The organism is Pseudoalteromonas porphyrae (assembly GCF_001298125.1).
In the GTDB taxonomy this organism is placed as follows: Bacteria; Pseudomonadota; Gammaproteobacteria; order Enterobacterales; family Alteromonadaceae; genus Pseudoalteromonas; species Pseudoalteromonas neustonica.
The window spans coordinates 24,332-43,152 of record NZ_LHPH01000021.1; the positions used below are offsets into that span (position 1 = coordinate 24,332).

18 protein-coding genes are annotated in these 18,821 nt (G+C 39.1%); 5 read left to right on the plus strand and 13 right to left on the minus strand.

All coding sequences use genetic code 11. The annotated features are described in order from the left end of the window. Positions 1-25: 25 nt before the first annotated feature. Together ADS77_RS15990 and ADS77_RS15995 are read right to left on the minus strand one after the other, a co-directional pair. Complete coding sequence (locus tag ADS77_RS15990; RefSeq protein ID WP_054455321.1) at positions 26-3,421, minus strand: chromosome segregation SMC family protein; 3,396 nt, start codon at positions 3,419-3,421, stop codon at positions 26-28. Positions 3,422-3,501: 80 nt separating this feature from the next. Beyond that, positions 3,502-4,233 (minus strand): TrmH family RNA methyltransferase, encoded by a 732-nt coding sequence (locus ADS77_RS15995; RefSeq protein ID WP_054206439.1) that lies wholly within the window; start codon positions 4,231-4,233, stop codon positions 3,502-3,504. Between the two features lie 199 nt (positions 4,234-4,432). On the opposite strand from ADS77_RS15995, the gene ADS77_RS16000 reads away from it, so the two are divergent. Genes ADS77_RS16000 through ADS77_RS16010 form a run of 3 tightly spaced genes read left to right on the plus strand, consistent with a single transcriptional unit; the run spans position 4,433 to position 6,848 of the window. Then, the gene (locus ADS77_RS16000; protein ID WP_054206440.1) at positions 4,433-5,521 is read left to right on the plus strand and encodes a YjgN family protein; all 1,089 of its coding nucleotides are present in this window, start codon (positions 4,433-4,435) and stop codon (positions 5,519-5,521) included. Beyond that, positions 5,521-6,558: a M48 family metallopeptidase gene (locus tag ADS77_RS16005; RefSeq protein ID WP_054206441.1), complete on the plus strand. Its 1,038-nt coding sequence runs from the start codon at positions 5,521-5,523 to the stop codon at positions 6,556-6,558. The genes ADS77_RS16000 and ADS77_RS16005 overlap by 1 nt, the downstream gene beginning before the upstream one ends. After that, positions 6,555-6,848 (plus strand): hypothetical protein, encoded by a 294-nt coding sequence (locus ADS77_RS16010; RefSeq protein ID WP_054206442.1) that lies wholly within the window; start codon positions 6,555-6,557, stop codon positions 6,846-6,848. Before ADS77_RS16005 ends, ADS77_RS16010 begins: the two co-directional genes overlap by 4 nt. 104 nt (positions 6,849-6,952) lie before the next feature. Here ADS77_RS16010 and ADS77_RS16015 read toward each other — a convergent pair whose 3' ends face one another. The 4 genes from ADS77_RS16015 to ADS77_RS16030 form a co-directional block, all read right to left on the minus strand. Continuing rightward, on the minus strand, positions 6,953-7,324 hold the full coding sequence (locus ADS77_RS16015; RefSeq protein ID WP_054206443.1) for a hypothetical protein: 372 nt from the start codon (positions 7,322-7,324) through the stop codon (positions 6,953-6,955). A 153-nt stretch (positions 7,325-7,477) separates the two neighbouring features. After that, positions 7,478-8,401 (minus strand): agmatinase, encoded by a 924-nt coding sequence (gene speB, locus ADS77_RS16020; protein ID WP_054455323.1) that lies wholly within the window; start codon positions 8,399-8,401, stop codon positions 7,478-7,480. Position 8,402: 1 nt separating this feature from the next. After that, entirely contained in the window at positions 8,403-10,319 is a 1,917-nt protein-coding gene (speA, locus tag ADS77_RS16025; protein ID WP_054206445.1) for a biosynthetic arginine decarboxylase, read from the minus strand. A gap of 624 nt (positions 10,320-10,943) precedes the next feature. Continuing rightward, positions 10,944-11,411: a GNAT family N-acetyltransferase gene (locus ADS77_RS16030; protein ID WP_054206446.1), complete on the minus strand. Its 468-nt coding sequence runs from the start codon at positions 11,409-11,411 to the stop codon at positions 10,944-10,946. 253 nt (positions 11,412-11,664) lie between these two features. On the opposite strand from ADS77_RS16030, the gene ADS77_RS16035 reads away from it, so the two are divergent. Next, positions 11,665-13,065 carry a hypothetical protein gene (locus ADS77_RS16035; RefSeq protein ID WP_054455324.1) on the plus strand — a complete coding sequence of 467 codons (1,401 nt, stop codon included), beginning with the start codon at positions 11,665-11,667 and terminating at the stop codon, positions 13,063-13,065. Between the two features lie 6 nt (positions 13,066-13,071). Here ADS77_RS16035 and ADS77_RS16040 read toward each other — a convergent pair whose 3' ends face one another. Next, positions 13,072-13,701 (minus strand): sulfotransferase, encoded by a 630-nt coding sequence (locus ADS77_RS16040; RefSeq protein ID WP_082355706.1) that lies wholly within the window; start codon positions 13,699-13,701, stop codon positions 13,072-13,074. Positions 13,702-13,776: 75 nt separating this feature from the next. Continuing rightward, entirely contained in the window at positions 13,777-14,010 is a 234-nt protein-coding gene (locus ADS77_RS16045) for a hypothetical protein (RefSeq protein ID WP_152960633.1), read from the minus strand. A gap of 244 nt (positions 14,011-14,254) precedes the next feature. Here ADS77_RS16045 and cysZ point away from each other — a divergent pair, with 244 nt between their 5' ends. Beyond that, positions 14,255-14,962: a sulfate transporter CysZ gene (gene cysZ / locus ADS77_RS16050; protein ID WP_211842031.1), complete on the plus strand. Its 708-nt coding sequence runs from the start codon at positions 14,255-14,257 to the stop codon at positions 14,960-14,962. Positions 14,963-15,006: 44 nt separating this feature from the next. Here cysZ and ADS77_RS16055 read toward each other — a convergent pair whose 3' ends face one another. From ADS77_RS16055 to ADS77_RS16075, 5 genes are all read right to left on the minus strand, one after another. Continuing rightward, positions 15,007-15,360 (minus strand): YkgJ family cysteine cluster protein, encoded by a 354-nt coding sequence (locus ADS77_RS16055; RefSeq protein WP_054206450.1) that lies wholly within the window; start codon positions 15,358-15,360, stop codon positions 15,007-15,009. Positions 15,361-15,640: 280 nt separating this feature from the next. Beyond that, positions 15,641-16,726 carry a 23S rRNA (cytidine(2498)-2'-O)-methyltransferase RlmM gene (rlmM, locus tag ADS77_RS16060; RefSeq protein WP_054206451.1) on the minus strand — a complete coding sequence of 362 codons (1,086 nt, stop codon included), beginning with the start codon at positions 16,724-16,726 and terminating at the stop codon, positions 15,641-15,643. A gap of 64 nt (positions 16,727-16,790) precedes the next feature. Continuing rightward, positions 16,791-17,159 carry a DUF423 domain-containing protein gene (locus ADS77_RS16065; RefSeq protein ID WP_054206452.1) on the minus strand — a complete coding sequence of 123 codons (369 nt, stop codon included), beginning with the start codon at positions 17,157-17,159 and terminating at the stop codon, positions 16,791-16,793. A 33-nt stretch (positions 17,160-17,192) separates the two neighbouring features. Further along, a complete protein-coding gene (locus ADS77_RS16070) occupies positions 17,193-17,828 on the minus strand; it encodes an alpha/beta family hydrolase (protein ID WP_054206453.1) in 636 nt (211 codons plus the stop codon). Position 17,829: 1 nt separating this feature from the next. Continuing rightward, positions 17,830-18,726, minus strand: a complete 897-nt coding sequence (locus tag ADS77_RS16075) for a transcriptional regulator GcvA (protein WP_054206454.1) — start codon at positions 18,724-18,726, stop codon at positions 17,830-17,832. Positions 18,727-18,821: the final 95 nt, after the last annotated feature.

Below are 18,821 nucleotides of genomic sequence, written 5' to 3' on the forward strand. Positions count from 1 at the left end.
TATTTATCTACTTAACTATTAATAATTATGCATGTGCCATTTGCACTGCTTGTTCGATATCAACAGCAACCATACGCGATACGCCTGGCTCTGCCATTGTAACACCCGTTAACCTTCCCGCCATTTCCATGGCAATCTTGTTATGACTGATATAAATAAATTGCACCGATTGTGACATTTCTTCCACTAATCGGCAAAACCTGCCAACATTCGCATCATCAAGTGGTGCATCTACTTCATCCAGCATACAGAAAGGAGCTGGATTGAGCCTGAATATTGAAAACACTAATGATAATGCGGTCAGCGCTTTTTCTCCACCACTTAAAAGGTGAATTGTTGAATTTTTCTTACCTGGTGGTCGTGCCATTATACTAACACCACTTTCTAGTAAGTCATCACTGGTTAATTCAAGATATGCACTGCCTCCACCAAATACTTTAGGGAATAACTCACCAAAATCATGGTTTACCTGATCAAATGTCGTTTTAAAGCGATTTTTTGTTTCTCGGTCGATTTTTGCAATGGCACCCTCTAGGGTTGATAACGCTTTAGTTAAATCTTCCAGTTGCTGCTCTAAATACTGACTGCGTTGCTGAGCTTGTTCAAATTCATCAATCGCAGCTAAATTTACGGCTCCTAATTCACTTAAACTTTGTGTAACTTTATTTAAATGTCCCTGATACGTTGTTGCATTGGCCTGCTCTGGTAATTGCGCCAAAATATCTTTCAGGTTTTGCTGCAACTCATCTAGCGGCTCTAACGCCAGCTGTGCTTTAACTAACAAGCTTTGCTCTTCCAGAGCATGTTGTTGCAACTGATCTTGTAAAATAACAAGTTCTTCTTGCGAACCTTTGAGCATCACTTGTTTATCTGCTAAAGCTGTTTTAGCCTCACCTAATGCTATTTGCAAGTTTTTAAGTTCAATTTCACCTTGCTGATTTTGCTTTAATAACAATACTATTTGTTCTGCGGCCTCTTCTAATGGCATGACCAAATCTTCTAATTGTATTGTTAATTCAGTTACAGCTTCACTCGCAGTGTCACAGGCTGTAATGGCATGCTGTAATTTAGCAACACTGAGCTGACAATCACCGCGCGCTTTTTGCTCAGCCAAAGTCGCTTGATTTGAAATAGTTTTGTAGCGTTCAAGTTCAGCGTTAATGTGTTTAAATTGCTCATCACTTTGCTGCTGAACTATTTTTGCCTGTTCAAGCCTTGTACTTATTAGTGCCTTTTGCTTCGTTAAATCAATTATAAGCTGTTCTTGTAACGTAACTTTACCTGCCACAAAACTAAATTCATCATCCAATAATTGCAACTTTCCTTGTAACTTATGCTGTTGATTTTTAAAATGCAATTGTTGTTCTTTTAGCATATCTCTACGCGTACTCGCCGCAGCTATTTGCTGTGCCAACTGATGCACTGCGCCTTTAAGCTCTTCCATTTGAGCGCAAAGTTGATCGCATGTTTGTTGCTGCGTGTTTAATACATCGCTGTGACTAATTAAATCAGCCGTTAATTTTGATTCTAATAACTGAGCGTCAGCAAGTTGCTTATGTTTAATCAGTAATGAATTATCAGCATTCTTATTCGTATTTTGGTGCCAGTTACGGCCATACATATTACCTTGCGCATCTATAACAGCTAACCAAAAGTCATCGATTAAATCATCTACTGTAAAACTATTTTTATAAGCAATACGGTGTAATAATTCAGGGTAAACACCACTTTCGATTAATGCAGCTAATGAGCCTTTGCGCGCGACTAACGAAATAGGCCAAACGGCATTGCTTTGAGCATCCTTCGTCACATTTAAATGTTCAAGCCCCTGCAAAGCATGCTCAATCAAATGCTCATAACCCGTTTTGACACACAGCTGAGCAAGCATATTATGCTTACTTTGCGCATCGTCACCAACTAGCATTGAGTTTAAGCCAACTACTTTGGCTTTATTCTCATTTAATTGCTGAGTAATGTCGTCATGTCTTTGTTGGCTGTCGGCTAAACTGGCTTTAGCCTGCTGCAAACTAACGTGTACTTTATTTAACGTCGTTTGTTTTGAGGCAAGCTCTTGCGTAAGGGACTGCATTAATTGCTGTTGCTGCGCCACTTGTTGCTCAACTGGGTTGGTGCTCAACTCGACCAACTCGATTTTAAGGGTATCTTGCTGCTTTTTTATATATTGCTGGCTTTGAATATGTTGAGTGAGTACATTTTGCTGATTATTGTGATCGGTGTTTATCGATTGAAATTGCTCATAAATACTTTGCCACGCACTGCTACTTTGCGCTTTACTCTTATCTAACAGCGCAACTTGCGACGCCACTTCGCTCACCTGCTCGGTGCATAGTAACGTGTGTTCAATCGCGCTTTGCAGTACGTTTTCCAGCTCTTGCGCATGATTGCTTTGATATCGCTGTGATTCCTGACTTTGCAGTTGTATTTGTTGTTGTTTGATCAGGTTTTGGCTTAAAGCCTGCTGTTGCTGTTTTAACCCTATTTGTTGCTGCTCAACACGTGTAAGTGTTGTATGAATTTGATGCTGCTTTTGTTGGGCTTCGTTGAGGCGCTCAATACGCAGTTGGACTTGGCTTTCAAGGGTTGCCAATACATCATCATGACCTGAGTGAGCCGTTTTAAAAAAACTAATTTGCTCATTCAATTTAGCCATTTTATCGGCTTTAGTCACTTGTTGCTGATGCAATTTTTGCCATTTCAAAACAGCAAGTTGACCTTTTAATGTGCGTTCTTGCGTTTTTAACTCGCGATATTTTTTGGCTTCAACTGATTGCACTGCCAGCTTATCAACCTGTGCTTGCAGCTCTTTTCGTACATCAAGTAAACGTTCTAAGTTTTCACGGGTACTTTTAATACGAGTTTGCGTTTCACGCCGACGCTCTTTGTATTTAGACACGCCGGCAGCTTCTTCTAAAAACACGCGCAAATCAGCCGGTTTACTCTCGATTAAACGTGAGATCATGCCCTGCTCTATAATTGCGTAACTGCGCGGGCCAAGGCCTGTGCCTAAAAATATATCAGTGATATCACGTTTACGGCATTTACTGCCATTGAGAAAATACAACGATTGCCCGTCGCGTGTTACTAAGCGTTTAATTGCCACTTGGTTACGATCAGCAAAGGTATTAGGTAAATGGCCTTGAGTGTTATCAAAAATCAGTTCAACTGATGCTTGCGAAATAGGTTTACGATTAGTTGAGCCATTAAAAATAACATCCGTCATGGCATCGCCACGCAGATTTTTGGCCGAGCTTTCGCCAAGCACCCAACGCACGGCATCAATCACATTGGATTTACCGCAACCGTTCGGGCCAACGACACAGGTCATTTGATCAGGAAATGGAATTTTAGTCGGCTCTACAAAGGATTTAAAGCCCGCTAATTTTATGGTGCTCAAACGCATCTAGTTGGTTTACCGACTCTTATTGTTATAGCTTCAGTATTTAATTTAACCGTTATGGGCGGCAAAAGTAAGTACAAAGGTTACGCTTGGCGTTTAAAGTTATCTAAAATAATACCCGTTGCCATGGCTACATTTAACGATTCAGCCTCGCCAAATGCCGGAATAGTTATTTTATTAGTGACCAACGCTGCACATTGAGTGCGAATACCATGAGATTCACTGCCCATCAATAACACGCCTGATTGGGCTAATTTAGTATGGTGCAAATTTTCACCTTCTAAAAAAGCACCATAAATAGGTAGGTTAAGCGCAACTAAATAATCAGCTAAATCAACTTGGCTGACAGCAACACGTACAAATGAACCCATTGTCGCGCTAATGGTTTTTGGATTGTAAGGATCGGCGCTATCAAGACTGGTTACTATATGTTTAATACCGTACCAGTCAGCAACGCGGATAATTGTGCCTAAATTACCGGGGTCTGACACACCGTCCAACGCTAAAATTAATCCCTCAGCTTTGGGGGCATTTACCTGTGGCATTTCAACAATCGCAATTGCGGCATTATTTGAAACTAGCGTACTGGCTTTAGTGAGGCTTTCTTCATCGGCTGGCGTTACTTTTACGTAGCCAATTTGCTGTTGATACTGCTCAATAAAAGCGGGGGTAGCAAACAGCTCTACCATTGTTAAACCACTTGCCAATAACTCAAGTACGTTTTTTTCACCCTGTACAAGGTATTGATTATGTTGCTTTCGGTATTTTTTTTGACCTAATGCACGAATTAACTTGAGTTGGTTTTTTGAAATCATAGCTGCCCCATAAAATGATGGCCAGAGTATAGCAGATTTAATCCTAAATCCTGAACTTGAAAAAAACAGAAAAACATTAAAACACCTTTATAAACATCTATATTTAATATGAACATGGGATGACTGTGTCGTGTTTTTTATTGCTTAATATGGCGGAATTTAGTAAATTCCAGTCTAATTTAGGAAAATGGAATTTCATATGGAACCCACAATACAGACTACACCACCATCAACTGATAACATTCTTTTCAAAGGAAAAATACAATTTAACGGTAAAGCCGGAGAGTTTTTTGGCATTTGGATCGTTAATATTATGTTAAGTATTTTAACCCTTGGTATTTACTCTGCTTGGGCAAAAGTACGTACTTATCGTTACTTTTATGGCAACACACATGTCGATAACCATAGCTTTGATTATTTAGCAACACCTATGCAAATACTCAAAGGCCGTATTTTAGCAGTAATAGTTTTTATTATTTATAGCTTAGTCGTACAATTTTTGCCTGTCATCGGGTTATTATTTGCACTCGGTTTTTTGTTTTTAATGCCATGGATAATCAATCAAGGCCTGCGCTTTAATATGCGTATGACGCGCCATCGTAATGTACGCTTTGCGTTTTCTGGTAACTACGGCGATGCCTTAATTAACTTTGTATTACTCCCTATTGCAAGTGTATTCACACTGTACTTATTAATGCCTTATGCATTAAAGCGCATTGATCAATACATACATGAGAATATCAGCTATGGTGGCAAACCATTATCTGTAAATCTTAAAGGCGAAACTTATTATATGGCTGCATTGATTACCATCGGTGTTACCTTTGCTGGTTTAATTGGCTTTGCTATTTTCGCTGGGATTGCAGGTGTAGCGATGAGTTTTAATGGTTTAGATACCAACAGCTTGAATTTTTCCACTTTACTTTTCCCTGTGCTAATGGCTGTAATGTATATTGGGATGCTCACGTTAGTTAGCGGAATTTATCAATCTATTATTCGTAACCATATTTTGAATAGTAGCGAGTTTGAAGACATAGCCAGTTTCAAGTCAGACCTTAAACCCGCAGCTTACGGTTTCCTTTTATTTACTAATGCAGTGGCAATTATTTTCACTTTAGGTCTTGCTTACCCGTGGACAAAAATACGTAAAGCACATTTACTTGCCGCTGCCACAGAGGTCACTATTTATACAGGCGCGCTTACGCTTATGGATACTGTACAAGAACAGCAATCATCATTTGCTGAAGAAGCCGCAAATGTGTTTGACATCGATATTTCACTCACTTGATGAAAGCACTTCATGTAACAGGCTGCTATTACTTCCCCAATAGCAGCCAGCATCAATATTGCACGGCTCAAGTCAATAATGAGCAAGTGCAACTGCTTAATCAAAATAATGACTTAATCCATAGCGCATCAACCATAGATTGCATATTAGAAAGCCCGATCCCGGGGGTAGCCGCACAACTTAGTTTTTGTAATGGCGGGCGCTTTATTCCTGATGATGTGGATTTTCGTTGGCCGTTTGGCAATAAAGTATATTCAATCAGTGAGCGTTTAGAGAAAAATAAACTCCTTATTTTGCTCAGCGTTGTTGTCGCACCTTTATTGCTTTGGCTTATTCTCTATAGAGGGATCCCTGCAATTGCCGTATACAGCGTTAATGTAGCATCTCCTGCGGTGGTTGAAAGTATGGGCGAGCAAAGCCTTGCTGTGATTGAAAAAATAGCGCTAGAGCCAACTCAACTTTCAATAGATCAACAAGCTGATTTACAAAGTAAATGGGCCCAAATGCTCACAGCACTCGAATTGGACAACACAAAGTTCAGGCTGTCATTTTATCAATCTGATTATCTTGCAGCGAATGCATTTGCCCTACCACATGGCCGAGTAGTTGTTACTGATGAGCTCGTTACGTTACTGGCAGATAAACCCGATGCACTACGCGCTATTTTATTACATGAAATTGGCCATGTTGAGCATCATCATGGTGTGCGCCTATCTGCGCAAGCTGTTGCAAGTACCGTTGTCTTGGCTGTAATTTTTGGTGACTTGGAAGGTATTACAGAAGTAGTACTTGGCTCTGGTTCTTCATTTTTGCAACAAGCATTTTCACGCGATATGGAAAGAGAAGCCGATAATTATGCAATTGAAAAGCTGGTTAAATTGGGCTATTCCAATCACGATTTTGCAGATGCTATTGAAGCATTACAACAAAGCTTAGAAGAACAACATGCTGAACTTGAAGATAATTGGTTGAAGTATTTATCAACCCACCCAAGCAGCCAAGAACGAATTGAGCATGCAAGGCAATATAAACCATGACCCCTGAGCTCACTTTACTGATCTTAGCTGTCACGGTCATCAGCCTAGGATATGGTTTTATTTATCCACGCTTTGCTGGGAATGACTTTAAAAAAGTATCAATGCAAGACTTAATTGCAACGGGCATAACCTTAATGATTGCCGGCAGTCTTTATTATAATTCTGGTATTGAATTTAGTTGGTTAGCATTCAAGGTTAACTGGTTTTGGTTTACCTTTTTAACCTATGTAGTTATTGAGATCCCCGTATGCTTAGTTTATGCGAAAAAGCATAATATGAAATTTTCATAACACCATTTCATAAATAAACACTACTACGAATATATAAATGAATTTAAACATATAGAAGCACCAATGATAATTGGTGCTTCTTATCTGAGCATCACTTAATACTATTAATGGCCTGTTTCATAACTCATACGTGCAATATTTGTAGTCTCATATGTACCATCTTTATATAAAATCAGAGCTGAAGCGCTAGTTGATCGATAAGCTCTTACATTAACAGTACATGATGTTCCACCTGAACAAGATGCGTCACCTTGCCAAATTACTTGATTGATCGGTTTTGAGATATTCTGTAGGTAAAACTTACCTGTTGTACTATTTCCAAAACTAAAGTCGAATGCATCACATCGTGCTGTTCCATTACTACTATACCCATTACTACCTTTAGGGTAAACATCACACACTAAGTCAGTTGCAAAAACTGAATTTGTAGTTAGTGCAGCGCCAGAAAGTAATAATATTCTAAGTATCGTTTTCATATATCTTCCTTAATTATCATTATTGCTCACCAATAGAGCAAACAATAAATTAACATTTAACAACAAAAAATAAACAAAAATAACTAAAAAGAAGACAAAAAAATAAATGACAAAAAAGCGCCTAGATGGCGCTTTTTATTTTCCATGAAAATATCAGTACTTATGCTTTAACGTCCATAAGTGCAATAATTCACTGGCAATGGTTGCTGCAGCGATTGCTGTTAATTCACTTTGATCGTACGAGGGAGATACTTCAACCACGTCCATACCAATTATATTAATGCCCTTAAGCGCACGTAATATTTTAAGCACTTTGTCGCTGGTTAAACCGCCACACACAGGCGTACCTGTACCTGGTGCAAACGCGGGATCTAAACAATCTATATCAAAGGTGATATACACAGGTAAATCACCCACGCGCGCTAAAATTTGCTCAGCAATGCTTTGCGCTGATAAATCATTAGCCGCCATGGCATCAATCACGGCAAACTCATGTTTACTTTGATCAAAATCAGTACGTATACCAATTTGAATACTATGATCAACATCAATCAGTCCTTCCATCGGTGCATGATAAAACATGGTACCGTGGTCATAGCGTGAACCATTACTATAAGTGTCTGTATGAGCATCAAAATGTACTAGCGCCATTTTACCAAAGCGTTTAGCGTGCGCTCGTAATAACGGTAAGGTGACAAAATGATCGCCACCTAGACCTAAAATAGCTTTACCTTGGTTTAAAATGCCCGCAGCTGCCTGTTCAAGCTTTGCAGTAAAGTATTCAGCATCGCCGACTGGGTACGTAAAATCACCAGCATCCGCTAACTTTAAACGTTCAAACAACTTGAACGTCCATGGGTATTTAGTCTCTTCCCATGCTAAATGCACTGATGCTCTGCGAATAGCATCTGGGCCTAAACGAGCGCCCGGGCGCCCTGAGGTTGCCATATCAAATGGCAATCCCAGTACGACAACATCAGCATTAATGTCTGTGATATTTTGTACCATTGGCTGACGTAAAAACGTCATGCCATTGGAATACAATGAGTGATCAGGGTGATCAAACAAAGTGGTCATATTAAAGCTCTTCTAAATAAGTATAACCGTCTAAACCCGCTTGTAATTCATCAAGCACGCTTTGTTGCTCAGCCTGTGGTAATTTTGCAGCCACCAGCTGTGCATATGAAGATTGAAAACCTTCTACATCAAGATGAACATAACGCATCATGTCGGCTACCGTGTCACCTTGGTTTATTTCTACAATACTTGCCTCACCTTGCTCGTCCATGTGCACCATAGCGCTGTGAGTGTCGCCAAACAGGTTATGCATGTCACCTAAAATTTCTTGGTACGCACCCACTAAGAAAAAGCCCATCAAATAAGGTGTGTCAGCGCTAAATTCAGGCACTGGTAACGTACTTTCAATACCTTGGCCATCAACATAATGATCAAGCGCGCCGTCTGAATCACACGTAATATCTAACAATACAGCACGCTTTTTAGGTGCCTCTGTTAAGCCGCTTAATGGCAATACCGGAAACACTTGATCAATACCCCATGCATCAGGCAATGACTGAAACAAAGAGAAATTAACAAAAAATTTATCCGCTAAACGAGCATTTAGTTCATCAATAATCGGGCGATGAAAACGGTTTTTGTTATCCATATGTTTATTAAGTTCATAACATACACGTAAATTTATTTGCTCAGCCCATGCGCGTTGCGTTAAATCGACTAGGCCCATTGCAAACTGGTTATGCGCTTCAGCTAAGTCACCTTGGCTGTCATGATAAATTTCAATTAATGCACGGTCATCCGTTAATACATGAAGTTGCTGCCACGACATCCACATATTTTTCAAAAGGATTGGGGCATCTTCTGCCGGTGCTTGAATATCTTCAGGCACGTAGCTTTCTGTACCAATAACATTTGAAATAAGCACTGCATGATGCGCAGTTAACGCACGCCCTGACTCTGAAATAATCGTCGGGAATGGCTGCTCGTATTGCTTACAAATATCACCTATGGTGTAAACAATATTATTTGCGTATTCTGCCAAGCTGTAATTCATTGAGTTATGTGATTGGCTGCGTGTGCCATCATAATCAACCGCTAAACCGCCGCCTACGTCAAGACAATCAATTTGTGCACCTAATTTACGTAACTCACAGTAAAAGCGCGCAGCTTCGCTTACACCTAGACGGACATCGCGAATATTAGCCATTTGCGAGCCTAAGTGAAAATGCACCAACTCAATTAAGTCAAGTTGATCGGTTTCTTTTAAACGATTTACTACATGTAATACTTGTGACGCTGATAAACCAAATTTTGACTTTTCGCCGCCACTCGCTTGCCATTTACCTTTACCTTGTGATGCTAAACGCACACGTATACCAATACGCGGTTTTACGTTTAGCTCTTTAGCTTGGCTAAGTACCATATCCAGCTCAGAGAGTTTCTCAAGCACGATATACACTTTATGACCTAGCTTTTCGCCAATCAGTGCTAAGCGCACATATTCTTTATCTTTATAGCCATTACAGACAATCACTGCACTGGTTTTTTCAGCTAATGCTAATACGGTCAATAACTCAGGTTTACTACCAGCTTCTAAGCCAAGCTGTTTCTTTTCTATATTCGCTTGACTGGCAACTATCTCTTCTACAACTTCACGCTGTTGATTTACTTTAATTGGGTAGACTAATAAATAGTCTTTTGGATACCCATAGCTTTCTATTGCGGTATTAAATGCAGCACATAAACTGTGAACGCGATGATGCAATATTTGCGGAAAACGTACCAAAGCAGGTAAGCTCAAGCCTTTATCTTCAAGTTGTTTAGCGATATCTATAAGTGCGATGGTTTGCTCTGGGGCATCAGCCTTTGGCGCAACATACACATCACCTTGATCATTAATACCAAAAAAACCTTGGCTCCAATGACGAACATTGTAACTCGTACGAGCTTGTTCTAGTGATGATGTTGTCTCTTTCATTTATCTTTCTCTTTTATTTAATGAGTGCCGTATCGGCTAATTGCGCGCATTAAAAGAAAAATAAGCCCCTAAGTCCAACAAGTATTTTTACTCGTAACGAATAAATTTTAATATCAATAATTTTAGGTCGAGCAACATGGCATACAAGACGATAATTATGAGCTAAAAATCATTAATAATGCGGTGTTTTACTCATCGGTAGCGTGGTGATATTCGGTATTTGCAGGAAGTACCCAAACCACCTCAAGATACGAGTTTCAGTTGGAATTAAAAGCGATTTAGGCAAGGCATGGATTGCAGGTAATAGTGGTTCTATTGTTCAAATCAATAACGCAGTATAAATCGCTTTTAAACCAACCCGTTGGGCGTTTCACAGGCACTTACTCTCTGCGTTGTTACTTCTTAAAAGGGACCGCCATTATTGCGAAGTAACGCCTTGATATTAAGCCCCTGTGGAACGCTGAATCCTGCATTTTGAGGTGGCTTGGGTATATTTTTGTAGTTTTACAGATAAAATCAATGTCAGACTTATGAAACGTTTTCACTGCATCTTGTCGAGACGACCTATAATAGGGTAGATAGATCGTCTTTGTTATTAAGTTATCTTAATAACAATTTCATATTTTAGGAAGGTTGACTAAGCCCTAATTCCATAAATAAACTTTGTGGATTATCTTTATATTTACCAAAGCTTAAACAGCGTTGAAACCCTAGATTTTCATACAAGCTGATTGACTCAGCTTGTTTAGGGCCTGTTTCTAATCTGATCAATGGAATTTCTTCTTCTCCTGCATGATGCAATAAAATTTGCATAATACGACGAGATAAACCCTTTCCACGATAACTTGGTTTAACATATAAGCGTCTAATTTCACCATAAACCTTATCGTCAAATTGTTTTACAATGGCACCACACGCTACTATCCCGTCCTCGTTTTTTAATCCAATGGCATAAACATTGGGTTTATTTAAATCATTTACCGTAAGGGACTGAGCAGTTGCAATGGGGTACAAAGTGTTCATTAGTCGGTCGATATCAGCAAAAACATTAATCACATCCTGGTCATTTGGTTTTAAATCAACTAACTGCATAGAACATCTCAATTTATATTAATAATTTGTTGGCAAACTATACCGAATTGTAACAAATGAACAACCGCGTTTAGCCTATTTTTAATGTATTTAAACTTTTATATGCGTATCAGCCACTATTTTACAGGTAAAAATATTTTTAAAATTCACTCTTTATTTGTGTACTACCACTCACTTTGCTCTGTTTAGCCTAAAGATCTGTCATTACAGGTCGATATATAAACAAGTGCATTGGCAATGTTAAGGAGCAACAGTGAAAATACCAAGCCTACCCCAAGCTCAGCGTCTATTTACGCAACCGATAAAACCCCACCTTGGGGATAAATTTAAAGCCGCTATTGAGGTCTTTACCTCTTCACCTGTAAACAAAGAACTAAACACGATAGAAAATGCCCCTGTTATTGCTGTTGATGACCCATTTAAAGGTCGAAAGCTTAATCATGATGATCTCCCTCATTACTTTGGTATGGGCCTTTATGGGCTAAGCAGTAGTGCTATAGAAATGAATAAGCCATTTACAGAGCGAACCTATCGCTATGGCGAGTTTACTGATCCCGACGATATTAATGCTTTTTTGGATCAACTAGACAGGCTCGACGGCGAGCATCGAAGAATGTTTCAACATATAAAACCCACACAAGAGCTACTCGATTTAGCGCAAAAGATGAGTGATGAAGAATTAAGCCTGTTCGCCGAGTTTGCAGTCACAACATCAAGCCTACGGTTTGGTATGCAAAACAAAGATATTAGCGAGCAGTTAATTTCATCATTAAGTAAGCTCTCTGATGAGGCGTTAAGCAGTACCGTTAACACGATGGCGGCAATACTTAAACAAGGCGATGATTATAAAAAACCAACGTCCCCCATTGGCGATGACATCAATGGCAATGAGCCATTAGTAATGCAAAGCAGCGACGAAAATATCGATTGGTTTAAATCAAGCTATAAAGCCAATAATACAAAGACTGATTTAGCAATAAGCTACGCGAATTTATTGATGAATAAAAACCAAAGTGATGAACAACTAACGCAATTAAATTCCCATTTAGCTGATACAAACCTGCAACAAAGCAGCGGTATTATCGATATGATGAGCCTTATAAAAACACATCAAAACGATGAAATGTTAGCTATGTTGAGTGAAGTAGACAAAGATAATCAAAATGATGTATTTACTTACCTTTCACAACAAACTAATTACCAAGCAAATAAGCAGTATTATCAACTTGGTAATGGTAAACATGTTGCTCAACAAGACAATATTAGTGATCCATCAAGTCGCCGAATACTCTATGATAATATTTTAGAAGCATACAATGACATAGGCTTGGGCTGGATAAACGATACCCTAGACGAGATAAAAGAATCACCTGCCCAAATACAAAACCAAATATGGGAAAAGCTTTTAGCCGATAAAGAAAAATCACCTGATCAATTCATTCATTCTGACTCCGTACAAAAGTGGGTTACAACGAATGTACCGAGTATGCAAATGAACTTTCACACACAACAAATAAATAAAATTTATGATTATAATAGTGAACGATTAGTACCTGATTTATTGGGTAGACTCACCTTTTTTAGTAGTGGTAACAGTGCCCACTCATCAACAAAAAATGATGTGAGTTATATTAAAGAGCCTGCGGTTACTTAATGCTGGTTAATAATCAAAGTATTTACGATGCTCTACACCTGCTAAGTTAGAATTCACTTTATTCGGATGCTTATACTCACGCCAGTTAGCAACGTTTCGGCCAACATTTAACTTAGGGAAGTCGGCATCTCCTTCGATCGGTAAACCTAAAAATGCCTTTAACTCACGCAAACTTCCCGGCTCGCTAACGTCTATCGATAAAAAGTCATCTCGGTCTTTAAAATATGACAATACGCCCTGCTGATGCTGTAAGTAACAGTCAACTAATACACTCTGTGTTAATGGCTGTCTCAGTGGGACGCTAATAGGAAAAACATCATGAAAACTGCGCTTTAAAACTGGGCTAAATCGCCCTGTTTTCAGTTCTAAATGAGGCATCATTTTTTCAAGCAGCATGGATATTGAGGGCACCCATTTATTTAAATCTCGACTTAAATAAACAAATTTAGAGTTGGGGAATAACTTATCTAAGTGCATATAGTCACTAAAACAAGGCGCATCAGATATCGCATCAGCAACTTCAAACGCTTTTTTGGTAAACGCAGTATGAGCAACTAACAGTCCCATTTCTAATAACGCAACACTGATACTGGTCGTGCCGGTTCTTGGTAGGCCAATAATAAATAGCTTAGACATTAAAAGTGACTCATTATAAAAATGGCCGCTAGTATATACCCAACCGTCCTAAATTACAGACATTAACGCTCAGCTTTAAAGATCATTTTCATTTACCTTATTTGATAAGTGCAATTGCAGGATCGGCACTAGTTCAGCTACTAACATAATAACAGTATCATTTGTTTTATCTAACTTTACCCAACCATCTGTACCCATAATTTCAATTGACGTTACGCTAAACACCTCTGCCTTTAATGAATCCCATAAACCTGACAGGCGAAAAACGCCCATTGTCGTATCAATACGCGTAATATTAAATTTATCCAATCGACCTCTCATTTGCTAAGCGCTATAAACGATCTCATAACTCTTTTACTTAATACCTGAATCCAAGTCGAGTAAAAGCAGAGCGGAGTCATTTTTAATTTAATTAGTTGATCAGCGCTATTTTCAACTGCACTCACTATTAAACACTTTGTTACCTAAAAATGCTGTTCAAAATACCTGAGCAATTTATACTAAAACCAATATAGCTAGGATCTGAGGTTTTAACGTGCAGTTTACGCAAGGTATGGAATATTTTTTTTCGGGTTTTAAATTGATCACGCAAAAAGGCTTAAAGCGCTTTGTATTTATTCCTTTGTTAATCAATATAGTGCTTTTTGGTAGTTCATTGTTTTTTTTATACGGCTGGCTGACTGATGGGTTTGCATATTTAAATAACCTATTACCTACATGGTTAAGTTGGCTCGAGTGGCTAATGTGGCCGATAGCAGTATTAGTCATTTTATTTAGTTACAGCATGCTCTTTACAGTAATAACTAATTTTATTGCAGCGCCCTTTAATGGTTTACTCAGTGAGAAAGTGGAACTGTACCTTACTGGCCAAACAGTCAATGATGATGGCTTAATGGATACACTAAAAGATGTTCCTCGTATGCTCTCTCGTGAATGGATTAAACTGTGTTACTTTTTACCCCGCGCAATTGGCTTTTTTATTCTTTTGTGGGTACTCCCAGTGATTGGGCAGCTAATCTGGGTGATGTTCACCTGTTGGATGTACGCAGTGCAATATAAAGATTATGCTTTTGATAATCATAAAATTTGTTTTAAACAAATGAGGCAAGATCTGAAGCAAAAACAAGGTCTGTCGTATGGGTTTGGTTTTGCGGTAATGTTACTGACGGCCATACCAGTGGTAAATCTAATCGTTATGCCAGTTGCTGTTTGTGGGGCAACCCGCTTATGGGTAGATAACTACCGCCCTAACTATCGCTAATACTCAATGGGGAGCTCAATACACACTGTTATTAACTCCCCTTTTTATACTAATACCTGGCGTGTATTGGCAATAAAATGATGTACTTCACGCTCAATCTTAGGATCTACAGGTTCTTCTGGCGCACGATCGTTCGGACAAGGCATTCGCGGAGTAGTACCAAAAAGGCGGCAAATCAATGGGCGCTCGTCATACACAGTGCAGCCCTTTGGACCAAGATGCACACAATTAAATTCATTTAACGCCGCTTCATGTTCTGCATCTGTTTTTACCGGTAACCGCGACATTTCTTCAGATGATGTTGTCACCGGGCCGCAGCAATCATGGCAACCTTCAACACATTTAAATGATGGAATATTAGCCCGCAATCGCAATATGACTTTTTGATTTTTATACATCTATATCTACTCTTTATTTTTCAGTGCGCTTATACAGCAACTTCACTCATTCCCTATTAACCGTATATTACGTGTTATACGCAGCAATCTGCAAGGTTACATTAGTGCTTACTTACGCCATAGTAGCTAAAAGTAAAGCGTAAAATTAGTTAAATAATAAATAAAAGTAATTAATTATATTAAGTATCACCGCTCTAGCTATATAAATTAATTACACTTTGATACTTAGCAAAAAGCACAGTAAATACTGTGCTTTTTAATCACTGTAATTTACAAACTTTTAGCTATATAAGTTTTGCGGCACTTTAGTCACGTTTAAGTGCACCGTCACTTCTTCACGATCGTGGTATAAGTGCTTTGCTTGAAGCTCATAACTAATACCATACTTTGCAAGCTCTTCTCTGATCATGGTTAAACACTCATACACACTGTCAAAGCGTTTTTTCATCGGTAACTTTAGGTTGAAGATCAGCTCAGTTGCATAAGCATTAACCGCCCAATCAATCATTAGGCTAGTAACTTTAGTTGGTTTTTCAACCATGTCACAGACTAACCATTGAATATTGCGCTTTTCTGGGCGGTATTTAAAACCATCAGCTCTAAAGTGCTTAACTTGCCCCGTTTCCATTAAGTCATCGTTCATTGGGCCATTATCAATCGCGCTTACAAACATACCGCGGCGAACTAATTGATACGTCCAACCACCTGGACACGCGCCAAGATCAACGCTGCGCATTCCAGCTTGAACACGGCTTTCGCGCTCTTTTTCTGGGATAAACACATTAAATGCTTCATCAAGTTTAAGTGTTGAACGACTCGGCGCATCGCTTGGCATACGTAAACGTAAAATACCCATAAAAAATGGCGAATTATTATAGCTATACGAGTGACCAACATAAGCCGTATTGTTGGTTAAAAACATGATATGCATTACTGGGCGATTTGCTTTTGGCTCACGTAAAACCGTATTTTGCTTTTCAAGTGCTTTTTTAAGCGGCGTTGATATTTTTTTGCAAAAGGTTAAAAGCTCTTTGCCTTCATTTGTATCTGGCGTTTCTACTCGTAGCTCTGAGCATAAAGGAAAATCGATAGCGGCTTTAACTATCTCACCGACGCGATCTTCAACGGGCATATTTTCAAGTAAAGTACCCGCAAACCATTGGCGAGCAAACACCATATTTTTAAAATCGACTTTTTTAATAATTTCGTCACTGTGTGATGCATCAAAGCATTCATAAATAACATAGCCAGTGTTAGGTTTTGCTTTTACATACCCTGCAAAACCTTGCTCTGCGGCATGGAAAGTTATTTCAGCAGCGGCATCATTTTCAAAACCACTACGACAGTAAATTACTACACTTGACATAAAAACCCTTTAATAGCTTACTTTTCATCCAAACTGAAGAACGCAAAGCTAAGCTTATTCATTATTAAAATTTAAATCGTGCAACTTGCACTAAAACAATAGCCCACGCGATGATAAAACACACGCCACCAATAGGTGTAATTGGTCCAAGCCACTTAAAGCCTGTTATTGCTAATAAATACAAACTACCACTGAATAACACCGTACCTGCGATAAAAAACCAACCAGCAACGGTTAAATTTAGACCCCATTTAATTAAAATGGCCGTGGCTATCAGTGCTAAGCCATGCATCATTTGATAATCAGCAGCTGTTTTAAACACCCCAAGCGCATACTCTGATAATCGGCTTTTTAAACCATGTGCTGCAAAAGCCCCCAGTACAACCGACAACATACAAAATAAACTGCCAGCCATTAAAAATAATTTAATCATGTATTCCCCTTAGAAAAACGACTACACCAAAATTTACTGTACAGCGAGTTTGATCATAAAGTTTGCAGCGTTTTCTGCCGCTTCACTTAAGTTTTGTTCAACAGTGAAACCGCTACGCTTACGCGGCTTTAAAGAATGATCTCCATCATTTAACCACACAAATTCTGGGCGCTTTGCAAGCTCAAGTGTTGCGAGCTCTTCACGTGTGCCAAAGGTGTCTCGCTCACCTTGCAGTACTATAAATGGGCATGCAATATCCCCAAAATGATCTATGCGTAACTTTTCAGGTTTACCTGGGGGATGAAATGGGTAACCAAATGCAACTACACCGAGAATTGGCTCTTTGCTTTGGCATGCAAGCATTGAAGCCATCCGTCCACCCATTGACTTGCCACCGATAAATAAAGGTAAGTTTGGCTGCGCTAGGGTCAGTATATGTGCATAATAATCGAGTAATTTAGGGGCGCGATCAGGTGGCCTGCGCTTATTCGTTTGCTTCGCTATTTGCATGTATTCAAAATCAAATAACCCAACATCAATCCCTTTTTTACCAAGTAATACCGCCATATGCTGCATAAACTCGGAGTCACTGCCAGCACCCGCTCCATGCGCAAATATAAATTGTGCCTGTGCAGGCTGCTGCGTACTTTTAAACCATTGTATTGTCATATTAGTATTCTTGCTCTTGTTCTACTAAGCTAAGCATCCACTGTTTAAAGGAGACAATTTTACCCAGTTCTGATTGTGACTCTCGGCTTACTAAATAATAAGCATTTTTACTCTCTAGGCTGTGGTTAAAAGGGATAACTAATCGCCCCGCATCAATATCTGGCTTTGCCAATACGCTGTTACCTATTGCCACGCCCTGCCCATGTACTGCCGCTTGTAAGACCATCGATGAGTGACTAAAAATAGGACCTTGGTTTACCTGTATATTACGCACGCCAGCTGTTTTCATCCATGTTTTCCAATTTTTTCGCGTTGTATCATGCAATAACGTGTGATTGGCTAAATCACTCGGCTGGTTAAGTGGTTTTAAACCCGTAAGTAACATGGGGCTGCATAACGGCACTAAGTATTCAGTATGAAGCTTATGTGTTTGCACACCACTCCAATGACCACGACCATAATAAATAGCAACATCAACGTCATCGGTAAGCGAGTTTTCATCTTGATCTTGGGCTTTTATTCGCACATCGATTTCAGGGTGTAACTCATTAAACAAACTTAATCGTGGCACAAGCCATTGAATTGCAAAACTTGGGGTTAAACTTACCGTTAATGAGCCCTTAGCACCTCGGGCTAATAGCTTTTCGGTTGCATCAATAAGCTGTGTAAAAATTTCTTTAATATCGAGGAAGTAACCTTGCCCTTCTTCGGTTAACAATAACGAGCGATTTTTACGTAAAAACAACTTCAACCCTAAGTGTTCTTCAAGTGTTTTTATTTGATGACTGACAGCCGCTTGCGTTACATAAAGCTCTTCTGCTGCTTTTGTAAAACTTAAATGACGCGCAGCCGCTTCAAAAGCTTTTAGTGCGTTTAATGGAGGTACCCGTCTTGACATGATAACCAAGCTTAGAATTAGTTTTTCTTATGCGGTGAATTATATACCTATGCTAAGAAAGAGTATATTTAAGGCGTAAAAAAAGCGACCTTAGT